This is a genomic window from Streptomyces sp. NPDC003077 (assembly GCF_040611095.1).
Taxonomy (GTDB): Bacteria; Actinomycetota; Actinomycetes; order Streptomycetales; family Streptomycetaceae; genus Streptomyces.
Genome location: NZ_JBEXNM010000044.1, coordinates 1 through 23615, shown reverse-complemented (window position 1 = coordinate 23615; position 23615 = coordinate 1). Strand labels below are relative to the sequence as shown.

Sequence of the window (23615 nt, the reverse complement as noted above, 5' to 3'; positions counted from 1 at the left end):
GCAACAAAAAACCCCTCGTGCCGTGAGGCAAGCGAGGGGAGCGCGCCGGTGGGAAGTGCCGGGTTCGTCACTGACCCGGCATCAGCCGACGCGCTGTCCGAGTACGAGAATTCGGGTGCGCATGGCACTGACCCTCCCCCCGCCGCACCACGAGTGTCAAGTGGGTGGGACGGGGGTCTCATTATTCGGACGGAGCGGTGGGTGCACGATGGCGTCCGGACCCGCCGCTCCCCCATGCCGTACGGGCAGACCGCTGCCGGTCAGCACCGCCGGGCGGTCCTCGTTCACCGGACCCGGCACCGGGAACTCGCCCAGGGCCAGCACCCGGCGCAGCCGGTGTTCGTCCAGCGGCCCGGCGAACGCCATGCCCTGGCCGTGCGTGCAGCCCATGGACCGCAGCGCGACGACCTGTTCGGGCAGGTCCACGCCGTCGGCGACGGACTGCATCCCCAGGTCGCCGGCGATCCGCAGCAGCCCGCTGGTGATCTTGTGCAGCCGGGTGGACTCCACCACCCCGTCCACCAGGCCGCGGTCCAGCCGCAGGATGTCGGCGGGCAGGCGCCGCAGGACGCCGATGGCCGCCGCGCCGCTGCCGAACCCGTCCAGGGCGATCCGTACGCCCAGACGGCGCAACGCCACCAGCCGCCGTTCCAACTCCTCCAGGGGAAGCCGCGGATCGCAGTCGGGCACCTCCAGGACCAGCGCGCCCGAGGGCAGCCCGTGGCGGGACAGCAGCGCCTCGACGCCCTCCGGCGGCAGCGCCCGGTCCAGCAGCCGGTGGGCGGAGAGCCGGACGGCGACCGGCACGGGGTGGCCCGCGCGATGCCGGGCGGCGGCCTGCTCGACGGCCTCCTCCAACTGCCAGCGGCCCAGCTCGGCGGTGCGGTCGCCCTCCTCCGTCAACTGGCCGCGGTCCCCGACCCGCAGGAACTCCGCCGGGGTGAACAGGATGCCCTGCGCCGAGCGCCAGCGCGGCTGGGCCGCGACCGCGGTGACCTTGCCACTGGACAGCTCCACCACCGGCTGGTGCAGCAGCGCGAACTCCCCGTCGTGCAGCGCCGTGCGCAGCTTCGTCGCCAGCTCGGCGCGGCGCACCACCTCGGCCTGCATCTGCGGCGCGTACAGCTCCACCCGGCCCTTGCCGGCCTGCTTGGCGCGGTACATCGCCAGGTCGGCGTTGCGCATCAGGGCGGCGGGGGTGATGCCGGGCTCGGCGAAGGCCACGCCGATGCTGGCGGCGACCCGTACGTCCCGGCCGTCGATGCGGTACGGCTCGGAGAGCTTCATGCGCAGCCGGTCGGCGATCTCCTGGACGCGGCGCTCGCGCGCGAGCCGGTCGCGGGTGCCGTCACCCATGATCAGCGCGGCGAACTCGTCACCGCCCAGCCGGGCCGGAGTGTCCCCCGACCGCACCGACTCGGCCAGCCTGCGGGCGGCCTGCACCAGCAGCTCGTCCCCGGCCTGGTGGCCGATGGTGTCGTTGACCTGCTTGAAGCCGTCGAGGTCGATGTAGAGCACGGCGGTGTCGTGATCCGAGGCCCGGCGTCCGGTCAGCGCCTTGCCGACGCGCTCGGTGAACAGCGCGCGGTTGGGCAGGTCGGTGAGCGCGTCGTGGGAGGCGTTGTGCTGGAGCTGCGCCTGGAGCCGGACGCGCTCGGTGACGTCGCGGGAGTTGAAGATCAGGCCGCCGTGATGGCGGTTGACCGTGGACTCCACGTTCAGCCACTCCTCCCCGCCGACCTCGTGGCCACCGGCCCGGAAGCGGCACTCGATCCGGGTGGTCGGCTCCGCCTCGGGCGAGGCGGCGAGGAACCGGCGCACCTCGTGCACCACCCGTCCCAGGTCCTCGGGATGGATGAGCGCGGCCAGCTCGGAGCCGACGAGATCCTCCGCCTCTCTGCCGTAGACGCCCGACGCCGCGGGGCTGACGTAGCGCAGTATCCCGGTCGGCGCGGCGATCATGATGACGTCGCTGGAACCCTGCACCAGGGAGCGGAAGTGGTTCTCCTTCTCCGCCAGTTCGTGCGCGAGCGAGATGTTGTCGATGAGCATGATGCCCTGGCGCACGACCAGGGCGAGGACGACCGTGCAGCCGGTGAAGAGCACCACGCGGTCGATGCGCCGGCCGTCCAGCACGTTGTACAGGATGCCCAGCGTGCACACGGCGGCGGCCAGATACGGGGTGAGCGCGGCCAGCGAACCGGAGATCGGCCGGGTGCCGACCGGCTGGACCCGGCGCGGCGTGCGCACGAAGTCCTCGGCGGGCCCCTCGGCCGCGGCGCGCCGGGCCACCCAGGGAGCGTACGCCAGCAGCATGGACCCGGCGAACCAGCCGGCGTCCAGGATCTGGCCGGAGCGGTAGTGCTCGCGCAGCAGCGGCGAGCTGAACAGCGCGTCGCACAGCACCGTCAGCGCCAGCGCGGCGATCGCGGTGTTGATGGCCGAGCGGTGCGCCGAGGAGCGCTTGAAGTGCAGCGCCAGCACCATGCTCACCAGCACGATGTCCAGCAGCGGGTACGCCAGGGCCAGCGCTCCCTGCGGAACGCTCTGGCCCTGGAAGTGCGCGGTGTGCGCGAGCGCCAGGCTCCAGGACAGCGTCAGCAGCGAGCCGCCGATCAGCCAGGCGTCCAGGCCCAGGCACACCCAGCCGGCGCGGGTCACCGGCCGCTTGGCGAGCACCAGCAGCCCGACGATGGCGGGCGGCGCGAAGAGCAGGAAGCAGAAGTCGGCGAGGGACGGGCTGGGCACTGGTTGGCGCAGCACGACCTCGTACCATCCCCAGACGCCGTTGCCGAACCCCGCCATCGCGGACGAGGCCGCGAACAGCAGCCAGGCCGGTCGAAAGCGGCCGTGGTGCCTGCGGGAGTACAGGAAGCAGGACACCGCCGCGGCGAACGCGGCCAGGCTCAGCCCGAAGTCGCCCATGAACTTGGCGAGTTCGGACGAACCCCAGCCGAACGCGGCGCCGATGGCGTACCCGCCACAGACCACGGCGAGGACCACCTGCGGCAGCACCCCGGGTGCCCCGCCGGCCTGGGCCGGCGGCCGGGCGAGCACCGCGCTCGTGGCGCTCACCACTCGCTCCCGCCGACCGCCGCCCGACCTCGTCGTGGACGGTGCTTCCAGGGCTCCGGAGGTGATCCCCCGGGAGATCGCGGACTCCGCTTTTCGTGAATCGTCCATCGGCCGTACATCGCCCGTCGCCCCCCTCGATTTCCGGTCTTCCGCACCGCGCCGTGTGGATCCCGGCGCCGTCCCCGGTCCGGACAATACACCAGAGTCGTCACTCAGCGACATAGCCTCTATACGTAGCGTGACGAACAATGGGAAACCGCACACGCTGCGGAGTCATATCGTCTCGTTGTGCTACGCGCCCGCGGAGCCGCCGGCCGTGGCGACGATGTTCCTCAAAGGCTTCCCCGCCGCGAAACGCGTCAATTGTTCCTTCAGGAGGCGCTTCGCCCGGGGCAGGTAGGCAGAGCTGGGACCGCCGACATGGGGTGTGACGAGCACGCCGGGCGCGCTCCACAGCGGATGCCCGGCGGGCAGCGGCTCGGGATCGGTCACGTCCAGTGCCGCCCGGAGGCGTCCGGATTCCAGTTCGGTGAGCAGGGCCTTGGTGTCGACGATCGCACCGCGCGCGACGTTGACGAGCAGTGCGCCGTCCCTCATCCGGGCCAGGAAATCGGCTCCGACCAGGCCACGCGTCGTTTCGGCGAGCGGCGTCGCGATGATCACGACGTCCGCAGCGGGCAGCAGGGCGCTCAGCTCGGCGATCGGGTGCACAGGGCCGCGCACGGTGTCACGCGCGGTGCGCGCAATGCGTATCACCCGCGCACACTCGAAGGGCGTGAGCCGGTCCTCGATGGCACTGCCGATCGAGCCATAACCCAGGATGAGTACGGATTTGTCGGCCAACGCCGGACGGAAGTCCGTCCGCCACTCCTGGGCGTCCTGTTGCCGGACGAAGTCCGGGATGCCGCGCAGGGCCGCGAGGGTGAGGGTGAGCGCGAGCTCGGCGGTGCTGGCGTCGTGCAGGCCGCGCGCGTTGCACAGCTGCGCACCCGGGGGCAGCAGGGGCACCGAGGGCAGCAGGTGCTCCACGCCCGCGGTCAGGGCCTGGACGACGCGCAGCCCGGTCATCCGGGACAGCGGGCGCAGGCAGGTCTCGGTGTCCTTCATGTACGGCACCGCGTAGAAGGCACAGCGGGCCGGGTCGGCCGGATAGTCGGCGTCGGCGTCCCAGTGGACGTACCGCAGCCCTTCCGGCAGCCCCTCGATCCGCCCCGGCGGGATCGGGAGCCACACGTCGCGCACGTCCGCACGCTCATCTGTAGATGCCATGGTCAGAGGCTATGCGAAGGGGTCCGGACCCAGACGTTAGTTTGGACTGGCCCTTGATCGGGGGCGAGGGGACGGAGGCACGACCAGGTGGAGCGCAGGACAATCGGTGCGGCAGCGCTCGAAGTGGGGGCTATCGGACTCGGCTGTATGCCGATGAGCTGGGGATACAGCGAGTCGCAACGGAACGGGGAGAGCTCGCTGCGCACCGTCCACACCGCCCTCGACCAGGGCTGCTCCCTGCTGGACACCGCCGACATGTACGGGCCCTTCACCAACGAGCTGCTGATCGGACGAGCCCTCAAGGAACGGCGCGCGGACGCCTTCGTCTCCACCAAGGTCGGGCTGCTGGTCGGCGAGCAGCACATCGTCGCCAACGGCCGCCCCGGCTACGTCAAGCGCGCCTGCGACGCCTCGCTGCGGCGGCTGCAGACCGACCACATCGACCTCTACCAGCTCCACCGGCCCGACCCCGAAGTACCGATCGAGGAGACCTGGGGGGCGATGGCCGAGCTGGTGGCGGCCGGCAAGGTGCGGTCGCTGGGGCTGTGCGCCGTCGGCGCCCGCGCCGGGCGCCGCTGGAGGTCGGCGGGCCGCCTCGGGCGAGGCCGCGGCCCGACCGCGACCGGCCGGCGGGAAGGACTGCACGCCGGGACGCTGCGCCTGCTGGAACGCGTCCAGCAGGTCTTCCCGGTCAGCGGGGTGCAGGCCGAACTGTCGGTGTGGTCCCCGGAGGCGCTGGACGAGCTGCTGCCCTGGTGCGTCTCGCGCGGCGTGGGGCTGCTGGCGGCGATGCCCCTGGGGAACGGTTTCCTCACCGGCACCCTCACCCCCGGCCAGGGCTTCGAACCGGAGGACCTTCGGGCCCGGCACCCGCGCTTCACCGCCGAGATGATGGCCGCCAACCAGCCGGTGGTCGCGGGCCTGCGCCGGGTCGCGGCACGGTACGGGGCCACGCCCGGGCAGGTGGCCCTCGCCTGGGTCCTGGCGCAGGGCCCGCACGTGGTGCCGGTGCCGGGCACGAAGAAGGAACGTTGGGCCGTCCAGAACGCCCAGGCCGCGCGGCTGCGGCTGGACCACCACGACCTCGCCGAGATCGCGGCGCTGCCGCGGGCGCGGGAGTCGTGGGACTGAGGGGTGCCGGGGCTGGAGCCACGGGGCTGAGGGGCGCGGCACTGCGGGGCTCGGGACTGCGGGGCGCGGCACTGCGGGGCGACAAGGAAGCAGGAGCGGGCCGGACGGATCGCCAGCTTCCCGGGCCGGACGGCTCACGGGTTTCCCGGGCCGAAGGGATCGGCAACGACCGGGCCGTACAGCTCACAGGCTTCCCGGGCCGAAGGGAACACCAGCGACCGGCCGTACGACTCACCCGCTTCCCGGGCCGGACGGCTCACCGCCACGGCCGGATCGGGCTCCCCGGGAACCCCGTGGGCGTAGGCCGCGTGCCCGCCCGTGTGGTGGGCTGTGGCCACGCACCCCGACGAGAGGACCCCAGCCATGCAACGTCGTTCTCTGACCGCCGTGTTGGCCGCCGCCTCGCTGCTCCTGGCCGCGGGGTGTTCCTCCGGGGGCGGGGACGACGGGCCGGAGCGGCCTTCCGTCCCGTCCTCCGCTTCCGGCGCCCCGTCCCCGCACGCCGGCCGCACCGGGGCGGCACCACCCGCCAAGGGCACGGCGGAGGTCGTGGGCACGGTCACCACCGACCTGAACACCCCGTGGGGGCTGGCTCCGCTGCCCGGCGGCGACCTGCTGGTCTCCTCCCGGGACACCGGGAAGCTCGTCCGGGTCGCGGCGGACGGCGGGAAGCGCACGGAGGTGGGCGAGGTGCCCGGGGTGGCGCCCAAGGGCGAGGGCGGGCTGCTGGGACTCGCGCTCTCGCCGTCGTTCGCCACCGATCATTGGGTGTACGCGTACTTCACCAGCGCGTCCGACAACCGCGTCGTCCGCATGACGTACGACGACACGAAGCCCGCGGGGAAGCAACTCGGCGTCCCCGACACCGTGTTCCGGGGCCTGCCGAAGGGCTTCGTCCACAACGGCGGCCGGATCGCCTTCGGCCCGGACAAGATGCTGTACGTCGGTACCGGCGAGACCGGTGACACCGGCCTGGCCCAGGACAAGGCGTCTCCCGGCGGAAAGATCCTGCGGATGACCCCGGACGGTGATCCGGCGCCCGGCAACCCCGACGCCGGCTCGGTCGTCTACTCCTACGGGCACCGCAACGTCCAGGGCCTGGCCTGGGACGACGCCAAACGGCTGTGGGCCTCGGAGTTCGGCCAGGACACCTGGGACGAGCTGAACCTCATCCGGCCGGACGGCAACTACGGCTGGCCGGAGGTCGAGGGCATCGGCCGGGGCGGCGGGACGCGGTACGTGAACCCGGTCGCCCAGTGGAGGACCGCGGACGCCTCCCCGAGCGGGATCGCGTACGCCAAGGGGTCCATCTGGATGGCCGGATTGCGCGGCGAGCGGCTGTGGCGCATCCCGCTGGACGGCACGAAGCCGGTGGCCGCGCCCCAGGCGTTCTTCCAGGGGAAGTACGGGCGGCTGCGCACGGTTGTGGCCACCGGGGACGGCGGGCTGCTGCTCGTCACCAGCAACACGGACGGCCGCGGCAGCCCGTCGCGCGGTGACGACCGCGTCCTGCGGCTGAAGGTGTCCTGAGTCGGACGGCCGACGGCACCGGCTTCGTACGAGGGGCAGGACGGAACCTCCACCGGGCACGCGCCTGCTCCCTGAAGGCCCCGGAAGAGCCCGTGAGCACACCCCGGAAACAGCCCGCGAGCAGCCCCCGGAACGACCCCGCACCCACCCCTCTTCAGCCACCGGACATCCCCCCGCACCGGAATCCGGCCGAAAGAACCCACCCGGCCCCCAAGCGCCCCATTTGCGCCAGACGTGTGCCTAGACTCGACGGCGGGCCACGGCACGCGACGCGGGAAGGGCGGGACGATGAACATCGCCGGAGAACTGTTCATGCCCAGCGGCAAGCACACCGAGGACGAGCGCCGACGCCTCACGCTCATGGTCGACGACGCGGGCGACGCCGACCCCGGCAAGGGGCCGATAGACCTCTCCTCCGGCGTGGTGCTGATCAGGCCGCCCCGTGTGCCGTCTCCCGAGGAACCGGACCGTCCGGACCCGTCCCGCTGAACAAGCGCAGCCGGTGCGCCAGCGCGCCGGCCTCGCCGCGGCCCGAGACGCCCAGCTTGGCCAGGATGTTGGAGACGTGGACGCTGGCGGTCTTGGGTGAGATGAACAGTTCGTCGGCTATGCGGCGGTTGCTGTGGCCTGCCGCCACCAGGCGGAGCACGTCCTTCTCGCGCGGGGTCAGGCCGAGGGCGTCGGCGGTCCGCTCCCCGGCCGGTTCGTCGGCCGGGTCGTCCTTCTCCGCGGGTGCCAGGGAGAGCCGGGCCCGTCGGCCGAGCAGTTCCACCTCGTCGATCAGCGGCCGGGCGCCCAGCCGGACGGCGGCGGCGTGGGCCTGGGACAGCAGCAGCGCGGCGGCCTCCCGGGGCGTGCGGCCGTCCAGCCCGGCCGTCGCCTCGTCCCCGGCGTGCAGCAGCGCCTCGGCCCAGCGCAGGCACGCCCAGGCCAGTTCGTAGGGCCGCTCCACCGACCGGAAGGCGGCCACCGTCTCGGCCCACCGGTCGGGTATCTCCCGGCCCCGCGCACGGAGCAGTTCGGCCTCCACCGCGCTCGCGAACGCGTCCCAGACCGGGGCCAACCGCGGCGTGACCTTGGCCGCGTCGCGGATACGGGCCAGCGCCACGGCCCGGTCCGGCGCGGCGGCGGGCAGCCCGCGGGCGTCGGCCTCGGCGGACGCGGCGGCCCACAGCAGCGGCCAGACGTAGCGCTGCGTCCCCGGCGGGAAGCCCGCCTCCACGGCCCCGCGCAGGATCGTCCGCGCGTCCAGGACGCGGCCCTGGCGGGCGGCGGTCTCCAGGGCGTACCGCGCCATGGGGATCATGTGCTGGGGCTGCGGGTCGTGCGTGCCGTACCGCTCCACGGCCGCGGCCATCTCCCGTTCCGCGCGCGGCAGGTCGCCCCGCTTCAGGGCGAGGTCGGTGAGCCGGTTGGCGACCAGCGCCTGGGCGCGGCGGCTGGTGGCCAGCCGGCGGGCCTCCAGCGCCGCCGCCTCGGCCTCGTCCCAGCGTCCGAGCCACTGCAGCGACTCGGCGCGGTTGCTGCCGACCCAGCTCGCGCTGTCCTTCAGGCCGTAGTCCTCGGTGCGGGCGAGCCCCTCGTCGGCGACCGCGATCGCCTCGCGGGAACGCCCGACGCCTTCCAGGGAGGAGGAGAGGTTGATGAACCCGCGCGAGGCCACGGCCGAGAACCCGCGAGCCACCGCCCGGTCCCGCGCCTCCCGCAGGGCGGCAAGGCCCTCCTCCACGTCGCCGGAGTCGACGCGCAGCGACGCCACCGTCAGGCGGGAGTTCAGCTCGGCCTCCTCGTCGCCGACGAGCTGGGCCAGTTCCACGGCGCGCTCGGCGGTCTCGAAACTGTCCGGGCCCGGTTCGTGCAGCGCGGCCCAGTTGGCGGCCTGGGCGAGGACGGCCGCGTGGACCCGCGACGGCGGCAGCCCGCGGACCAGTTCCTGGGCGCGGCCCAGGTCCTCCCAGCCGTCGCCGCGGCCGGTGCTCTGGACCAGCCGGGAGCGCTGGATCAGGAACCACGCCGTGCGCAACGGCTCCTTCTCCGCGTCCAGCGACCGCAGCGCCCGCTTGGTGATCGTGAAGGCGCGCTCGTGGTCGCCGGAGAGCCGCGCGGCCACCGCGATCTCGGCGAGCAGGTCGAGGAAGCGCAGCGCCTCGGCCTCGCACCGGTAGAAGGGGTACGCCTCGGCGTAGTCCCCCGGGCGCACCTCGCGGCGGACCTCCTCCGGCACGTCGTCCCACAGCTCCAGTGCCCGGTCCAGCAGGCCCAGTTGCTCGGCGTAGGCGTGCCGGCGGCGGGCCTCCACCGAGGCGGCGAGCACGGCCGGCAGCGCCTTGGCGGGGACGTGGGCGTGGTACCAGTAGCTGGCCAGCCGGGTGGCGCAGGCGTCGGAGGCCACCAAGGAGGGGTCGGCCTCCAGCGCCTCGGCGTAGCGGCGGTTCAGGCGGGTGCGCTCGCCGGGGAGCAGGTCGTCCCCCACGGCCTCGCGCACCAGGGCGTGCCGGAAGCGGTAGCCCGCGCCGTCACGGGTGGGCAGCAGGGTGTTGGACCCGACGGCGGCCCGCAGCGCCTCGATGAGCTCGTCCTCGGGCAGGCCGCAGACGGCGGCGAGCAGTTCGTGCTCGACGGTGGAACCGCCCTCGGCGGCGGTGCGCACCACCCGCTGGGCGTCCTCGGGCAGCGCCTCCACCCGGACCAGCAGCAGATCGCGCAGCGGATCGCTGAGGCCTTGCAGGCAGTCGCCCTCCTGGATGCTGCGGGTCAGCTCCTCGACGAAGAAGGCGTTGCCCCCGGAACGTTCGAAGACGCGGTCCACCAGGCCGTCCTCGGGCTCGCTGCCGTGGATGCCGGCCATCTGGGAACGGACCTCGGCCCGGGTGAACCGCTCCAACTCGACGCGCTGGACCGAGCGCACGCGATCGATCTCGGCCAGGAACGGGCGCAGCGGGTGCCGTCGGTGGATGTCGTCGGAGCGGTAGGTGGCGACGAGCAGGACGTGCGCGTCGTGCAGGGCCCGCAGCAGGTAGGCGAACAGCTCGCGGGTGGAGCGGTCCGCCCAGTGCAGGTCCTCGATGACGACGACGAGGGTGCGCCGGGCGGCCAGCCGCACCAGGAGCCGCCCGGTCAGCTCGAAGAGACGCGCCCGGCCGTACTCCTCGTCGTGCGCCCCGCTCGACGTCTCGCCGAGCTCGGGGAAGATGCGGGCCAGCTCCCCCTCCTGCCCGGCGACGGCGGCGGCCAGTTCGTCCCGCAGGTGCCAGTGCAGCGTGTGCAGGATCGCGGAGAACGGGGCGTACGGCAGCCCCTCGGAGCCGATCTCGATGCAGCCCCCGAGCGCGACGAGCACCCCCTCGGCCCGCGCCGACTCCACGAACTCCTCGATGAGCCGCGTCTTCCCGACCCCCGCCTCACCCCCTATGAGCAGCGCTTCGGGCTCCCCCGTCGCGACGACACGGGCGAGTGCGCCGCGCAGCGAGCCGAGCTCATTCGCGCGACCGACGAACACCGGACTGACGGACCTGGTCTCCACGCCGCAGAGCATCGCACAGGGGTCTGACAATCCCGCTGTGACAGCTGTCACCTGCGACGATGCGACGAACGCCGCCGCGCGGACGGCCGATGATCCGCAGGCCCGGACGGCACCCGCGGCCAACTCCCCGCCCGTCTCCCGTCCCCCGCGCGCTCGCTCCCCGCGTGCCGGTTCCCCGCGCACTCGCTCCCCGCGTGCCGCTTCCCCTCGTGCCCGTTCCCCGCGTGTTGGTCCCCCGCTCCCCCGGCCCGGCCCCGCCGCCCCGTCCGCACCGCGCACCCTAGGCTCCGCCCCGATTCAGACCGCTGCCCGCCGTACCCGCCCCCACCAGGACCGGCCGCGTCTCACCCGCCCCTCTGCTTCGTTCCGCCCGCTGCCGACCGCGCGGCCCCCGTCCGCCTGCCCCTCCATGGCCTCCCGCACCACCCGGTAGAAGTCGGCCTCCCGCCGCAGCTCCTCGTGCCGAATCCGCTGCTGCAGCTCGTAGTAGTACATCGTGTTCCTCCCCTTTTCGGGCCTGACGACCCTGTGGGCCCGTCCGACGGCCTGCGGGCCTGATGACCCGCGGGCCTCGTCGGCCTGTTGACGGCCGCCGCGCCGATCGCCGGCGGCCTGCCGGCAGTACGACGAGGAACGCTCTTCAGCGCCTGCGGGACCGCTGCGGCCCCACCCCGTCGACATGCCTCAAGCTTCGCCGCCCAGGGGTGCCCGCCACATGGGGAGAGTTCCCGATCTTCCAGGTCAGGGGGCCTTAGGAGGGGGTGGGGTGGGGCTTAGGGGGGTGCTTCGTGGGGGCTTAGGGACCCGCATCGGGGCTTAGGGAGTGCGTCATAAGCACTCAGGGGCGCGCCCGGCTCCGGGTGCGCGTACGGACGACGAGCAGGCGTCAGAACCGCTGCTGCCGCGCACCGGGCGGCAGGAAGCACGGCGTCCTGACGGATAGGCGCAGCGTGTCCGAAGGTCCGGCGGAGCCGACCACCAGGTCCATCGCCTTGCCGTCACGTTCCTCAGACCGTCCGAACAGCAAGGACTGCGGCTGTTCCTGGTAGGACGTGACCTTCGCGCCGTCGTCCTTCTCCAGCGCCGTCCGGAGCCTCCGCAACGCCGCGGCGTGCTCCTTGCCCGGGAGCTGCGCGTACACGGTGTAGGCCAGGGTGTACCGGCCGTCGTCCGCCACCTCCCCGTTACGGCCGATGCAGTTCTCGAAACGCGTGTGGGGACCGTACTTCCCGCCGATCGTGACGTCCGCGTGGCGGGCCATGGTCGCGGTGTAGCTCTTCGCCCAGGCCAGCGATTCCTCACGGCTCTTACGGGGCAGCGCCTTGTTGGAGTCGGAGGACTCCGAGGACGCGCAGGCTCCGGCGAGCAGGGCGATCGAGAGAGAGCAGACGGCCGCGCGTATCCATCGCCCGGGGCTCCGCGTCAGCCCCACGCGGAATTCCTCGGCGCCTGCGGGTGGCGGCCCTTCGGGACACCCGCTCCGGCAGGCGTGCTGATGGCAGTCATGCTGATGGCTCGGCACCGAGCGTCCTTCCCCCGTACGTACGTGCGAAGGGACGCTATCAAGCGCTCCGCCCACCCCGCCCGGCGCGCCACCAACGTCTCACCTGCCGCGACGCGCCCGCCGAACCCGGTTACCGGGCTCAGGCGTCAGTCCCTCACACCCCCACCAACCGCTCCCCCTCCCCCTCCCGCTCCGCCGACACCACGGCCTCCCGCTCCTCCGGCGGCTCGATGCTGATGCGGGGCAGGCGGCGTTCCAGCCAGCGGGGGAGCCACCAGTTCGCGCCGCCCAGGAGGTGCATGAGGGCGGGGACCAGGAGGGTGCGCAGGACGAAGGCGTCGAGGGCTACGGCGGCGGCGAGGCCGATGCCGAACATGGCGATGATGCGGTCGCCGCTCAGGACGAAGGCCGTGAACACCGCGATCATGATGACCGCCGCGGAGTTGATCACTCTGCTGGTCTCGGCCAGGCCGACCCGGACCGAGCGGCAGTTGTCGCCGGTGCGCCGCCACTCCTCGTACATCCGGCTGACCAGGAACACCTGGTAGTCCATGGACAGTCCGAAGAGGACGGAGACCATGATCACGGGCAGGAAGGGTTCGATGGGGCCGGCGCTGCCCAGGCCCATCAGTTCGCTGCCCCACCCCCATTGGAAGATCGCGACGACGACGCCGAAGGAGGAGGCGACGGCGGCGATGTTCATGGCGGCGGCCTTCAGGGGGATGCCGATGCTGCGGAAGGCGAGCAGCAGCAGGACGCACCCCAACCCGATGATCATGCCGACGAACAGCGGGAGTTTGCCGACGATGACGGCGGCGAAGTCGTCGTAGCTGGCGGTGACCCCGCCGACGTGCACCTTCATGGTGGTGCCGGACGCGGCCTTCGGGAGCGTCCGTTCGCGCAGCCGCTCGACGAGGTCGGAGGTCTGCCGGGACTGCGGCGAGGTGGTCGGCTGCACCGTGATCACGCCGGTGTCGCCGTTGCCGGCGAACTCCGGGCCGCCGACCCGGGCGACGCCGGGGGTGGCGCGCAGCTTGGCCGGGAGTTTGTCGAAGGCGAGCCGGTCCGCGGCCCCGTCCAGTTCGCCGACCAGCGTCAGCGGCCCGTTGGAGCCGGGCCCGAAGCCGCGGGCCAGCAGGTCGTACGCCTGCCGGGTGGTGCTGGTGGCGGGGTTGTTGCCCTGGTCGGAGGTGCCCAGGTGGAGGCCCAGGGTGGGCAGTGCGAGGACGAGCATCACCGTGGCGGCCAGCAGGCCCAGCAGCTTGGGGTGGCGCTCCACGAAGCCGGACCAGCGGACGGCGAACCCGGTGGGGCGCTCGGGGACGCAGCCGTCCGCGGCCAGCTTCCGGCGTTCGCGGCGGCCCAGCGCCCGGATGCCGATCATGCCGAGGAGGGCGGGCAGCAGGGTGACGGACGCGGCCACGGTCAGGACGACGGTCAGTGAGGCGGCGACCGCCACCCCGTTCAGGAAGCTCAGCCGCAGGACGAACATGCCGAGCAGGGCTATGCAGACGGTCGCCCCCGCGAAGATCACCGCCCGCCCGGAGACGGTGACGGCCCGCTCGGCGGCCTCGTGAACCGGGAGCCCGGCCCGCAGGCCCTTGCGGTGCCGGGTGAGGATGAACAGCGCGTAGTCGATGCCCACGCCCAGGCCGACGAGCATGCCCAGCATGGGCGCGAAGTCCGCGACGGTCATGACGTGGCTCAGCAGCGCCACCGCCGCCGAGGCCAGGCCGACGCTCACCACGGCCGTGACGATCGGCAGCAGCGTCGCGAGCAGCGACCCGAAGACGAGGAAGAGCACCACGGCCGCCGCGACCAGCCCGATGACCTCCGCCAATTGGGCCCGCGGCGCCTCGGTGAGGGCGATGCCCGGCCCGCCCAGGGCCACTTGGAGCCCGTCCGTAGAGGCCGCGCGGGCGGTGTCCACCACCTTTTGGACCTGCGCCTTGTCCAGGTCGTCGGTGGGGGCGTCGAACGACAGGGCCGCGTAGGCGGTGTGGCCGTCGGCGCTGACGCGCTGCTCGGCCCGGGGCTGGTTGGGGCCGCCGGAACCCGTTCCGGGCTTCTCGTGCGGGGCCGCGGCGTACGGGCTCTGGACGGAGCCGACGCCGGGGAGTTCGGCGATCTCCTCCAGCGTGCGGGTCATCGTCCGCTCGACGGCGGCGGCCCGCACGCTGCCGCTCTCGGTGTGCCACACGATGGTGTCGCCGTCCCCGGACTGCTCGGGGAACGCCTCGGCCATCAGGGCGCCGGCCCGCCCTGCCTCCGTGCCCGGTACGTCGTAGTGGTCGGAGTACGCGGATCCCGTCGCGCCCGCCGCCGCCACGACGCCCGCGAGGGCGGCGAGCCACAGCACGATCACGACGACGCGGCGCCTGAGGCACCAGCGGGTCAGTGCGGTCATGAAGCTGTTCGTCTGCTTCCCGGGTCATGCGTCGATATCTCCCGGGTGGTACGGGTGGTGCCGAACGCGAGAACAGTGGGGGGAGAGAACGGGCCCACCGCGTCCCGCGAGGGGGCGCCGGGCCCGTGCCTTCTTGCAGAGTGACAGCAAGAAAAGATCATTTGACCTTTTTGTGGACTTCCCCACATTCCAGGGACGAAGGGTTATTCGGTCCGGTCGGAATATGCCGGTCCGGGGGTCGTTCACGATCGGCCGGGGCCGTTCGTGATCGGCCGGGATCGGGTGGGTGATCGGCTGCCCGTAGCGGTCGCTCCGGCCCGCCCGACGGTCGATGGGCCAGCGAATTCGAGCCCGCCCGACGCTCGTCGGGCCCGTCAAATCCCAGCCCGCCCGACGGTCGGCGGCCCGGCAACTTCCAGCCCGTCCGGCGCTTGAGGACAACGCCCCCGGCGTTCACCGGCACCGAAGACCACCCGCCACCCGCCCACGAGCCCGTACACGCGCTCACCGGAGTCTCCTCAAACGCCGGACAGGCTGGAAGTGACGGGCACAGCCCCCAGCCTCCTCCGGCCCCCGTCACCACGTCCTCAAACGCCGGACGGGCTGAAAATGGCGAGCTCACCCCTCACCAAAGGACGGCGACCCGCCAAAATCCAGCCCGTCCGGCGCTTGAGGACAACGCCCCCGGCGTTCACCGGTGCCCCAGGAATCACCCGCGGCCCACCGCCACCGCGCCCCGGATCACCCGGTGACCGACTCCCTCCCGTTCTCGATGTGCCCCATCAACCGGCGCCGGAAAGAGTCGTCCTCGGCCACGGTCAGCTCCAGGTCGTACCACCCGTGCGCGGAAGCAGCCGCGTGGGCGACGGTGCGGGTCGCCCCCGCCCGGACCTTGATCACCCGAGGCGACACCGAGGCGTACGCCAGCGGCTTGAGCGCCAGCGTCAGATCGGTGTCGCCCTCGTTGACCACCGTCAGGTGGATCTCCCGGCGCCGCGCGTCCAGCCGCGTCGTGACCTCGGTCGCCGCCGCCACCCCCTGCGCGCTCCCGGCGAACTCGCGGCGGAAACCGTTCGGCCCGGTGACGGTGAAGCGGTAGGCGCCGCCCTTGACCGGCACCTCCCAGTCGTCCTCGTCGTGGACGTGCACGTCCCTGTGCTGCGGGCGGTCGTACTCACGGGCGTACGGGTACAGCGCGAGGTGCGCACTGGCCTCCCCGTCGTTGCGGGCGGCGAGCCGGAAGACCTCGGCCTCCGGATCGTAGACACCGTCTACGTCCGGCTGGTACGGCAGCGCCCGGGCGGGCCGCGTGCCGCGCTCCTGCTCCGGCATGGCCTGGTTCAGCGGCGGCTTGGGCCGCCAGCGCCCGGTGAACGGCGGGATGGCCCCGACCGGCTCGGTCTTCGGCTGCCTACGGGCGCGCGAGAAGTCGAAGGCGCTGGTCAGGTCGCCGCTCACGGTCCGGCGCCAGGCGCTGATGTTGGGCTCGCGCACGCCCGTCCAGCGCTCCAGGAAGCGGACGATGGAGGTGTGGTCGAAGACCTGGGAGCAGGCGTAGCCGCCCACCGACCAGGGCGAGATGACGAGCATCGGGACGCGCATCCCCAGGCCGGTCGGCTTCCCGTCCCAGTACTCCTCCTCGGTACCGGCGGGCGGCACCGGCGGCGGGACGTGGTCGAAGAACCCGTCGTTCTCGTCGTAGGTGAGGAAGAGCGCGGTGTGCCGCCACACCTCGGGGTTGCTGCCCAGCGCGTCCAGGATCTTGTAGACGAGGGTGGCGCTGGCGACCGGGGAGGACGCCCCGGGGTGCTCGGAGTCGGCGGCCGAGGGGACGATGTACGACACCTCGGGGAGCTTCCCGGCGGCCACGTCGGCGGCGAAGGCGGCGGCCGTGCTGCCCGGCTCGCCACGCCGCAGCGCGCGCTCGAACAGGCTGCGGTCCGCTGGGGACAGCGCCTTCACGCCCTCTTCCAGCAGGCCCCGGAGGCGCGTGCGCTCGGCGGCGGAGGCGCCGGCGACCTTCGTGTAGAAGGCCGTCATGTTGCGCACGCCGTCCACCTTGCGGAGCGCCTTGGCCATGACCTTCTTGAAGGTGGCGTAGAACTCCAGGTTGTTGTCGGTGAAGTTGTCCCACTCCTGGTAGACCCGCCAGCTGTGCCCGGCCTTTTCCAGGCGCTCGGCGTAGGTGGGCCAGGTGTAGCCGGGGTGCGAGTCCTCCGCGTACGCGTCGTTGCCCACCGCCCGGTTGCCGGTGTGCGGCTCGAAGCCGGTCCAGCCGCTGACCAGGTGGTTGCGGTTGGGGCTGGTGGAGGAGTGGATCGAGGAGTGGTAGGCGTCGCAGACGGTGAAGGTGTCCGCCAGCTCGTAGTGCAGCGGCACGTCCTGCCGGTCGTAGTGGGCCATCGTGGCGGCCGTCTTGGCGGGGACCCAGTTGTTCATCCAGCCGTCGTTCCAGGCCCGGGCGCCGCCGGTCCACCCGTGGTCCAGGTCGCCGATGTACTGGAGGTCCTTGTTCTGCGTCTTTGCCGCCTCGCGGACGGAGAACGGCAGGGTGGAGCCGAAGCCCATGACGCCCGGCTGCGCGAACACGCTGCGCGCGCCGGGCAGTTCTATGGCGTTGCGGTCGGCGTAGCCGCGGACGCCGCGCAGGGTGCCGAAGTAGTGGTCGAACGAACGGTTCTCCTGCATGAGGACGACGACGTGCCGGATGGCGCCGAGCCCGCCGCGCCCGGCCGCCCGCGCGGGGGCGGGCTGCTGGGCCAGCGCCTCCTGGAGGGACGGCGGCAGCAGGGAGCCGCCGACGGCCAACCCGGCCGCCGCCGCTCCCAGTTCCAGCACACGTCTCCGTGAAACCTCGGATGCCACGCTCGCCTCCCAGTCACTCGTCAATGGTTCGGGGTTGACCCATTGCTGCGATGCGACGGGGACGCTAGTCGACGGCTGTGGCTCACGACAGGTCCTGAGATGACGCCCACGCGAACAGTTGGCCGGTGCATCACGAACCTTCAGGTAATCCGGTGGGCTCCGGGCCTGGTGGTGCCCTCGTGAGCGAGCGGGGACGGGGATCCGGCGGCGCGTTATCTGACCGGAAACAGAGCGGCCCGGCCGCCACCCCAAAGGCCGCCCGGCGAACCAAAAGCCGGGGCCCGGATGCCCCTGTGACGCCCGGTCGAACGGCCGGTGTCCGGACCCTTGACAACGATATTGGTCTGAACCATTTTGTTTTCCCGGAGGTTCCCCAAAGGTTCCCCGCAGCATTTCCGCACCGGTGGCCACCGTCTCGCGCACCCTTCTGCCGCGTCCCCCTCACGTACCGGAGTCCCCCATGTCCCGCACCGCGCACACCCCACCACCCGCAGCCCGGCACAGACGCCGGCCCGCCGCCGTGCTCGCCGTCCTAGCCTCCGCCGCGCTCGCCGCCACCGCACTCCCGGCCGCGGCCACCGCGGCCCCGGCCCCCACCGAGCGGGCGGCAGCCGCGGACGTGAACGTCGCCAAGAACCCCGGCTTCGAGTCCGGGCTCGACAACTGGACCTGTTCCTCGGGCAGCGGCAGCGTCGTCTCCTCCCCGGTCCGCACCGGCTCGGGCGCGCTCAAGGCCGAGCCCGCCGGCCAGGACAACGCCCGCTGCTCGCAGATCGTCGCGGTCAAGCCCAACTCGACGTACCAGCTCAGCGCCTACGTCCAGGGCTCGTACACCTATATCGGCGCCTCCGGCACCGGCACCACCGACGTCTCCACCTGGACGGCCGGCGGCTCCTCCTGGCAGCCGATCAAGACGAGCTTCACCACCGGCCCCAACACCACCTCGGTCACCGTCTACACCCACGGCTGGTACGGCCAGAGCGCCTATTACGTGGACGACGTGAACGTCTTCGGCCCGGACGCGGGCGGCGGCAACCCCGACCCGGGTGAGCCCGAGCCGGACCCCGGCGCCCCCGGTGCCCCGAGCGGCCTGACCGTCGGCTCGGTGTCCGCCAACTCCGTCGCCCTGTCCTGGAGCACCACCAAGAACGCCACCGGCTACACCGTCTACCAGGACGGCACCAAGGTGCAGGCGGTCAGCGGAACCTCGGCGATCATCAAGAACCTGAAGCCCTCGACCTCGTACCGCTTCGCGGTCACCGCGAGCAACAAGGCCGGCGAGTCCCCCAAGTCCGCCGAGGTCACCGCCACCACCGCCTCCGACGGCAACGGCAACGAGAATCCGCTGCCCAAGCACGCGGTGACCGGCTACTGGCAGAACTTCAACAACGGCGCGACCGTCCAGAAGCTCTCCGACGTCCAGAGCCACTACGACATCATCGCGGTCTCCTTCGCGGACGCCACCAACAAGCCGGGCGCGGTGACCTTCAACCTCGACACGGCGGGCCTCGGCGGCTACACCGTCGAGCAGTTCAAGGCCGACCTGAAGGCCAAGCAGGCCGCGGGCAAGAAGGTCATCATCTCCGTCGGCGGCGAGAAGGGCACCGTCTCGGTCAACGACGCAACCTCCGCGAGCAACTTCGCCAACAGCGTGTACGCGCTGATGCGGGAGTACGGCTTCGACGGCGTCGACATCGACCTGGAGAACGGCCTCAACCCGACCTACATGACGCAGGCGCTGCGGTCGCTGTCCCAGCTCGCGGGCAGCAAGCTCATCATCACGATGGCCCCGCAGACCATCGACATGCAGTCCACCCAGGGCGGCTACTTCAAGACGGCGCTGAACATCAAGGACATCCTCACCGTCGTCAACATGCAGTACTACAACAGCGGTTCGATGCTCGGCTGCGACGGCAAGGTCTACTCGCAGGGCACGGTGGACTTCCTCACCGCCCTGGCCTGCATCCAGCTCGAAGGCGGCCTCGACCCGTCCCAGGTGGGCCTCGGCGTGCCCGCCTCCACCCGTGCGGCGGGCGGCGGCTACGTCGCCCCCAGCGTCGTCAACAACGCGCTGGACTGCCTCACCAAGGGCACGGGCTGCGGCACCTTCAAGCCCGCCAAGACCTACCCGTCCCTGCGCGGTGCGATGACCTGGTCCACGAACTGGGACGCGGCGTCCGGGAGCGCGTGGTCCAACGCCGTGGGGCCGCACGTGCACGGGCTGCCGTAGGGCTTTCGGGGCGGCCGGTCCTCGGGCGGGCCGCCCTTGTGGGGCTCACGACGGGTTGGTGGGCCGCCCCTGTGGGCTCACGACGGGGGCGGCCCGCCCCGCGCCGGCCGCACGGGACCCGTACGTGATCCGTTCGGGAAACCCCGAGGCGGTGGTGGGTGATCTGTTTGGGAAACCCTCCCGGGTTCCATTCGGGAAACCCGCCCGGGTTCCGCCGGGGAAGCCCGTAGGTGATCCGTACGAGGTCCAGCCCCACCCCGCACACACAAGGGCGGCGCACCGGTACGAAACCGGTGCGCCGCCCTCGTCGCGTCTACGGCGCGGGCCTCAGCCCTCCACGCCCAGCCGCTCCAGGATCAGCTCGCGCACCCGGGCGGCGTCCGCCTGGCCGCGCGTGGCCTTCATGACGGCGCCGACCAGCGCGCCCGCCGCCGCGACCTTGCCACCGCGGATCTTGTCCGCGATGGCGGCGTTGGCGGCGATCGCCTCGTCCACGGCCGCGCCGAGCGCGCCCTCGTCCGAGACGACCTTCAGGCCGCGCTTCTCGACGACCGCGTCCGGGTCACCCTCGCCCGCGAGCACGCCCTCGATGACCTGGCGGGCCAGCTTGTCGTTGAGCGAACCCTCGGTGACCAGCGCCGCGACCCGCGCGACCTGCGCCGGGGTGATCTCCAGCGCGGCCAGCTCCGTGCCGGCCTCGTTGGCGCGGCGGGCCAGCTCGCCCATCCACCACTTGCGGGCCGCGGCGGCGTCCGCCCCGGCGTCGATGGTGGCGGTGATCAGGTCGATCGCGCCCGCGTTGAGGACGGACTGCATCTCGTGCTCGGAGATGCCCCACTCCTCGCGCAGCCGGTTGCGGCGCACCCGCGGCAGCTCGGGCAGCGTGCCCCGCAGCTCCTCGACCCACTCGCGCGAGGGGGCCACCGGGACCAGGTCCGGCTCGGGGAAGTAGCGGTAGTCCTCCGCCTCCTCCTTGACCCGGCCGGAGGTGGTGGACCCGTCCTCCTCGTGGAAGTGGCGGGTCTCCTGCACGATGGTGCCGCCCGCGTCCAGGACGGCGGCGTGCCGCTGGATCTCGAAGCGGACCGCGCGCTCGACCGACCGCAGCGAGTTGACGTTCTTCGTCTCCGAGCGCGTGCCGAACTTCTCGCGGCCCTTCGGGCGCAGCGAGAGGTTCACGTCGCAGCGCATCTGGCCCATCTCCATGCGGGCCTCGGACACGCCGAGCGCCTTGATGAGCTCGCGCAGCTCGGCCACGTACGCCTTGGCGACCTCGGGGGCCCGCTCGCCCGCGCCCTCGATGGGCTTGGTGACGATCTCGATGAGCGGGATGCCGGCGCGGTTGTAGTCCAGCAGGGAGTGCGAGGCGCCATGGATGCGGCCGGTCGCGCCACCGACGTGGGTGGACTTGCCGGTGTCCTCCTCCATGTGGGCGCGCTCGATCTCCACGCGGAAGACCTCGCCGTCCTCCAGCTGCACGTCGAGGTAGCCGTCGAAGGCGATCGGCTCGTCGTACTGGGAGGTCTGGAAGTTCTTCGGCATGTCCGGATAGAAGTAGTTCTTCCGGGCGAAGCGGCACCATTCGGCGATGGAGCAGTTCAGCGCCAGGCCGATCTTGATGGCCGACTCGACGCCGACGGCGTTGACGACCGGCAGCGAGCCGGGCATACCGAGGCAGGTGGGGCAGGTCTGCGAGTTGGGCTCGGCGCCCAGGGCGGTGGAGCACCCGCAGAACATCTTGGTCTTGGTGCCGAGCTCGACGTGCACCTCCAGACCCATCACGGGGTCATAGGTGGCCAGCGCGTCCTCGTACGACACCAGTTCAGTGACGGTCACGGAAAACTAACCTCTCAGTCCCGCTCAGCCCGCGAGAACGTCGTCGTCGTTCAGCCGGCGCAGTTCGCGCACCAGCAGGGCGACGCCGGTGACGATGGCGGCGGCGGAGACCACGGCGTCGACGAGCTGGAGGGTGTCCTTCTCGCCTCGGGCCTGCTTCGCCTGCTTGACGACGCTCACCGCACCGAACAGCGTCGTGCCGATGGACAGGTACGTGCCGGTCCGGGACTTCTTGAACTTCTTCGCCTTGGCGAGCTTTCCACTCACAGGGACGGTGCCTCCTCAAGCAGCGGGTGGCCCCAGCGGGCGGTGAACGCGGCCTCGACCGCGGCACCGACCTTGTAGAGCCGGTCGTCGGCCATGGCAGGGGCGATGATCTGCAGGCCCACCGGCAGCCCGTCCTCGGGCGCCAGGCCGCAGGGCAGCGACATGGCCGCGTTGCCTGCCAGGTTCGTGGGGATCGTGCACAGGTCGGCGAGGTACATCGCCATCGGGTCGTCGGCGCGCTCGCCGATCGGGAAGGCGGTGGTGGGCGTGGTCGGCGACACCAGCACGTCGACCTGCTCGAAGGCCTTCTCGAAGTCCCGCTTGATCAGGGTCCGCACCTTCTGGGCGGAGCCGTAGTACGCGTCGTAGTAGCCGGAGCTGAGGGCGTAGGTGCCCAGCATGACGCGGCGCTTGACCTCGGGGCCGAAGCCGGCCTCGCGGGTCAGGGCGGTGACCTCCTCGGCCGACTTCGTGCCGTCGTCGCCGACCCGCAGGCCGTAGCGCATGGCGTCGAAGCGGGCCAGGTTGGAGGAGCACTCGGAGGGCGCGATCAGGTAGTACGCGGACAGGCCCAGGTCGAAGGACGGGCAGGAGATCTCCACAACCTCCGCGCCCAGCTCGCGCAGCAGCTCCACGGACTCGTTGAAGCGCTGCATGACGCCGGCCTGGTAGTGCTCGCCGGAGAACTCCTTGACGACGCCGATCCGCATGCCCTTGACGTCGCCGTTGCGGGCCGCCTCGACGACCGGCGGGACCGGGGCGTCGATGGAGGTGGAGTCCAGCTCGTCGTGACCGGCGATGACCTCGTGCAGCAGCGCCGCGTCCAGCACCGTGCGGGCGCACGGGCCGCCCTGGTCCAGCGAGGACGAGAAGGCGACCATGCCGTAGCGGGAGACCGCGCCGTAGGTGGGCTTGACGCCGACGGTGCCGGTGACGGCGGCGGGCTGGCGGATCGAGCCGCCGGTGTCCGTGCCGATCGCGAGCGGCGCCTCGTAGGCGGCCAGCGCGGCGGAGGAGCCGCCGCCGGAGCCGCCGGGGATGCGGGTGAGGTCCCAGGGGTTGCCGGTCGGGCCGTAGGCGCTGTTCTCCGTGGACGAGCCCATGGCGAACTCGTCCATGTTGGTCTTGCCCAGAATGACGACGTCGGCGGCCTTGAGCTTCTTGGTCAGCGTCGCGTCGTACGGCGGGATCCAGCCCTCAAGGATCTTCGAGCCGACGGTGGTGGGGATGCCCTCGGTGGTGAAGATGTCCTTCAGCGCCAGCGGGACGCCGGCCAGCGGGCCGAGCTTCTCGCCGCGCTCGCGCTTCTCGTCCACGGCGCGGGCCTGGGCGAGGGCGCCCTCGCGGTCCACGTACAGGAAGGCGTGCACCTTCTCGTCGACGGCCTCGATGCGGGCCAGGTGCGCCTCGGTCACCTCGACGGCGGTGACCTCGCCGGACGCGATCTTCTCCGCGATCTCGGCGGCGGTGAGCTTCGTCAGGTCTGCCATGTCGGTCACTCCTCCCCCAGGATCTGCGGCACCTTGAAACGCTGCTGCTCCTGGGCGGGGGCGCCGGACAGCGCCTGCTCCGGGGTCAGCGACGGACGGACCTCGTCCGCCCGCATGACGTTCGTCAGGGGCAGCGGGTGGGAGGTCGGCGGGACGTCCTGCTCGGCGACCTCGGAGACGCGGGCGACCGCGCCGATGATGTCGTCGAGCTGCTCGGCGAAGTGCTCCAGCTCTTCGTCCTTGAGCTCCAGACGTGCCAGCCGGGCGAGGTGGGCGACCTCCTCGCGCGTGATGCCAGGCATGCGGCGATCCTCAGGGTGAGTGACTTGGTTGATCTTGCTTTGCGTATGTCTGCGGGGCCAATCCTATGGCGTCGGCAAACGCGCTCGCGAAACAGTTGTACGTGGCGCCGGGCCGCGGGGGGCGGCCCCGCCCGCGGGGTTGTGTGGGGGGGGGGGGGGTTTGGGGGGGGGGGCCGGGGGGGGTTG

Annotated in this window: 15 protein-coding genes; 4 read left to right on the top strand and 11 right to left on the bottom strand. The window is 72.2% G+C overall.

Annotated elements, in window-relative coordinates; all coding sequences use genetic code 11:
* Nucleotides 1-156: 156 nt before the first annotated feature.
* Nucleotides 157-3075 carry an EAL domain-containing protein gene (locus ABZX96_RS25515; protein WP_355548776.1) on the bottom strand — a complete coding sequence of 973 codons (2919 nt, stop codon included), beginning with the start codon at nucleotides 3073-3075 and terminating at the stop codon, nucleotides 157-159.
* 291 nt (nucleotides 3076-3366) lie between these two features.
* Nucleotides 3367-4344 (bottom strand): 2-hydroxyacid dehydrogenase, encoded by a 978-nt coding sequence (locus tag ABZX96_RS25510; protein WP_355548773.1) that lies wholly within the window; start codon nucleotides 4342-4344, stop codon nucleotides 3367-3369.
* Between the two features lie 87 nt (nucleotides 4345-4431).
* Between ABZX96_RS25510 and ABZX96_RS25505 the strand changes: the two genes are divergently transcribed.
* The 3 genes from ABZX96_RS25505 to ABZX96_RS25495 all read left to right on the top strand — a co-directional run bounded on the left by ABZX96_RS25505 (nucleotide 4432) and on the right by ABZX96_RS25495 (nucleotide 7494).
* Nucleotides 4432-5475, top strand: coding sequence for an aldo/keto reductase (locus ABZX96_RS25505; protein WP_355548770.1), 1044 nt, complete (start codon nucleotides 4432-4434; stop codon nucleotides 5473-5475).
* 363 nt (nucleotides 5476-5838) lie between these two features.
* On the top strand, nucleotides 5839-7005 hold the full coding sequence (locus ABZX96_RS25500) for a PQQ-dependent sugar dehydrogenase (protein WP_355548767.1): 1167 nt from the start codon (nucleotides 5839-5841) through the stop codon (nucleotides 7003-7005).
* Between the two features lie 288 nt (nucleotides 7006-7293).
* On the top strand, nucleotides 7294-7494 hold the full coding sequence (locus ABZX96_RS25495) for a DUF6191 domain-containing protein (protein ID WP_355548764.1): 201 nt from the start codon (nucleotides 7294-7296) through the stop codon (nucleotides 7492-7494).
* Here ABZX96_RS25495 and ABZX96_RS25490 read toward each other — a convergent pair.
* The 5 genes from ABZX96_RS25490 to ABZX96_RS25470 form a co-directional block, all read right to left on the bottom strand.
* Nucleotides 7436-10540 (bottom strand): AAA family ATPase, encoded by a 3105-nt coding sequence (locus tag ABZX96_RS25490; RefSeq protein ID WP_355548761.1) that lies wholly within the window; start codon nucleotides 10538-10540, stop codon nucleotides 7436-7438. The two genes, ABZX96_RS25495 and ABZX96_RS25490, sit on opposite strands and share 59 nt — an antisense overlap.
* A gap of 285 nt (nucleotides 10541-10825) precedes the next feature.
* Entirely contained in the window at nucleotides 10826-11023 is a 198-nt protein-coding gene (locus tag ABZX96_RS25485; protein WP_355548758.1) for a hypothetical protein, read from the bottom strand.
* A gap of 391 nt (nucleotides 11024-11414) precedes the next feature.
* Entirely contained in the window at nucleotides 11415-11960 is a 546-nt protein-coding gene (locus ABZX96_RS25480; RefSeq protein ID WP_355548755.1) for a hypothetical protein, read from the bottom strand.
* 226 nt (nucleotides 11961-12186) lie between these two features.
* A complete protein-coding gene (locus ABZX96_RS25475; protein ID WP_355548752.1) occupies nucleotides 12187-14439 on the bottom strand; it encodes an MMPL family transporter in 2253 nt (750 codons plus the stop codon).
* 741 nt (nucleotides 14440-15180) lie between these two features.
* Nucleotides 15181-17304: a phosphocholine-specific phospholipase C gene (locus tag ABZX96_RS25470; RefSeq protein ID WP_355548749.1), complete on the bottom strand. Its 2124-nt coding sequence runs from the start codon at nucleotides 17302-17304 to the stop codon at nucleotides 15181-15183.
* Nucleotides 17305-17764: 460 nt separating this feature from the next.
* Here ABZX96_RS25470 and ABZX96_RS25465 point away from each other — a divergent pair, with 460 nt between their 5' ends.
* Nucleotides 17765-19534, top strand: a complete 1770-nt coding sequence (locus tag ABZX96_RS25465; RefSeq protein ID WP_355548746.1) for a glycoside hydrolase family 18 protein — start codon at nucleotides 17765-17767, stop codon at nucleotides 19532-19534.
* A gap of 327 nt (nucleotides 19535-19861) precedes the next feature.
* On the opposite strand, the gene gatB is transcribed toward ABZX96_RS25465, so the two are convergent.
* From gatB to gatC, 4 genes are read right to left on the bottom strand one after another with little or no spacing between them, the layout of a single operon-like run.
* Nucleotides 19862-21370, bottom strand: a complete 1509-nt coding sequence (gatB, locus tag ABZX96_RS25460) for an Asp-tRNA(Asn)/Glu-tRNA(Gln) amidotransferase subunit GatB (protein WP_355548743.1) — start codon at nucleotides 21368-21370, stop codon at nucleotides 19862-19864.
* 24 nt (nucleotides 21371-21394) lie between these two features.
* On the bottom strand, nucleotides 21395-21637 hold the full coding sequence (locus ABZX96_RS25455; RefSeq protein ID WP_355548740.1) for a hypothetical protein: 243 nt from the start codon (nucleotides 21635-21637) through the stop codon (nucleotides 21395-21397).
* Nucleotides 21634-23136 carry an Asp-tRNA(Asn)/Glu-tRNA(Gln) amidotransferase subunit GatA gene (gene gatA, locus ABZX96_RS25450; protein ID WP_355548737.1) on the bottom strand — a complete coding sequence of 501 codons (1503 nt, stop codon included), beginning with the start codon at nucleotides 23134-23136 and terminating at the stop codon, nucleotides 21634-21636. The genes ABZX96_RS25455 and gatA overlap by 4 nt, the downstream gene beginning before the upstream one ends.
* Entirely contained in the window at nucleotides 23133-23429 is a 297-nt protein-coding gene (gene gatC / locus ABZX96_RS25445; RefSeq protein ID WP_355548734.1) for an Asp-tRNA(Asn)/Glu-tRNA(Gln) amidotransferase subunit GatC, read from the bottom strand. The genes gatA and gatC overlap by 4 nt, the downstream gene beginning before the upstream one ends.
* Nucleotides 23430-23615 lie beyond the last annotated feature (186 nt).